The organism is Dyadobacter sp. CY261 (genome assembly GCF_021440085.1).
Classification (GTDB): Bacteria; Bacteroidota; Bacteroidia; order Cytophagales; family Spirosomataceae; genus Dyadobacter.
Genome location: NZ_JAKCPW010000056.1, coordinates 1 through 2194 on the forward strand (window position 1 = coordinate 1; position 2194 = coordinate 2194).

General features: G+C 51.6%; 1 rRNA gene. It reads right to left on the reverse strand.

What is annotated here, in order from left to right:
- A 23S ribosomal RNA gene (locus LZD49_RS35295) occupies nt 1-2143 on the reverse strand; the annotation flags it as partial.
- Nucleotides 2144-2194 lie beyond the last annotated feature (51 nt).

Consider the following 2194-nt stretch of genomic DNA (forward strand, 5'->3'; position numbering starts at 1 on the left):
AGTTAGATCCCAGGCCAGCGAAGGGTGGTATTTCAACGTTGGCTCCCCGATGCCTGGCGACACCGGTTCACAGCCTCCCACCTATCCTACACATCCCTGACCCGAAAACAATGCAAAGCTATAGTAAAGGTGCACGGGGTCTTTCCGTCCCGTGGCGGGTAAGCGGCATCTTCACCGCTACTACAATTTCACCGAGCTCACGGCCGAGACAGTGCCCAGATCGTTACACCATTCGTGCAGGTCGGAACTTACCCGACAAGGAATTTCGCTACCTTAGGACCGTTATAGTTACGGCCGCCGTTTACTGGGGCTTCGATTCAATGCTTCTCTTGCGATGACATCCCCTCTTAACCTTCCAGCACCGGGCAGGTGTCAGGCCCTATACGTCAACTTTCGTTTTGGCAGAGCCCTGTGTTTTTGCTAAACAGTCGCCTGGGCCATTTCTCTGCGGCCTCTCTTTGCAGAGGAGGCTCCCCTTCTCCCGAAGTTACAGGGTTAATTTGCCGAGTTCCTTAGCCGTGATTCACTCGAGCACCTTAGAATATTCTTCTCGACTACCTGTGTCGGTTTACGGTACGGGCTGCATACAGCTGGTGTTTCAAAAGCTTTTCTTGGAAGCGTCTTCGCATGTTCGCTTTGCCCGTAGGCTCGGCTCAACGCACTATTCCGTCAGTACGTACACACCACGTCGCTCCGTCACTCTTTCACACTGCATGCAGGGGCAGGAATATTAACCTGCTGTCCATCGGAGATCGCCTGTCGGCTATTCCTTAGGCCCCGCCTAACCCTCCGTTGATTAGCATAGCGGAGGAATCCTTAGTCTTTCGGTGTGCGGATTTCTCATCCGCATTATCGTTACTTATGCCTACATTTGCTTTTCTCACCAGTCCAGCCCAGCTCACGCCAAACCTTCACCCCTGTGAGAATGCTCCCCTACCGATATGTATAAATACAATCGCATAGCTTCGGTAATATGCTTGATGCCCGTTTATTATCGATGCCCGCCCCGCTCGACCAGTGAGCTGTTACGCACTCTTTAAATGTATAGCTGCTTCCAAGCTAACATCCTGGCTGTCTCTGCAGTCGGACCCCCTTAGTTCAACTTAGCATATATTTTGGGACCTTAGCTGATGCTCTGGGTTGTTCCCCTCTCGGACTGGGACCTTAGCACCCCAGCCCTCACTGCCGTGTATATCATGCCCCATTCGGAGTTTGTCAGAATTTGGTAGGATTTGACTCCCCCTAGTCCTATCAGTAGCTCTACCTGAACATGACTCAACCACGACGCTGTTCCTAAAAACATTTCGGGGAGTACGAGCTATTTCTCAGTTTGATTGGCCTTTCACCCCTACCCACAATTCATCCGAAAACTTTTCAACGTTTACCGGTTCGGTCCTCCACGATGTGTTACCAGCGCTTCAACCTGATCATGGGTAGATCACAAAGTTTCGCGTCTACGGCCACTGACTAATCGCCCATTTCAGACTCGCTTTCGCTTCGGCTCCTGTACTTCATACATTAACCTTGCCAGTAACCGTAACTCGTAGGCTCATTATGCAAAAGGCACGCCGTCACCCGAAGGCTCCGACCGCTTGTAAGCGCATGGTTTCAAGTTCTATTTCACCCCGCTGCTCGCGGTACTTTTCACCTTTCCCTCACGGTACTCGTTCACTATCGGTCTCTCAGGAGTATTTAGCCTTGGCGGATGGTGCCGCCGGATTCAGAGGGGATTTCACCGGTCCCCACTTACTCAGGATACCCACTCAGATAAAATCACTGCCTGTACGGGATTCTCACCCTCTTCGATTGGCCTTCCCATGCCATTCCAGTTCGCTATTTATCCACTTGGTGGGTCCTACAACCCCAGCTTGGCCGTAACCAGGCTGGTTTGGGCTTGTCCGTGTTCGCTCGCCACTACTTACGGAATCACTATTGTTTTCTTCTCCTGCGGGTACTTAGATGTTTCAGTTCCCCGCGTTTGCCCCCCGTAGGGTAATCAGGCTTCACCTGACTGGGTTGCCCCATTCGGATATCTACGGATCAATGCATATGTGCTGCTCCCCGTAGCTTTTCGCAGCTTATCACGTCCTTCATCGCCTCTGAGAGCCTAGGTATCCCCCATGCGCCCTTAATTCGCTTGCGCGACTTTATTTCTCTTCTCTTCTACTTCGCAATATGTCAATGAACTCGTTAC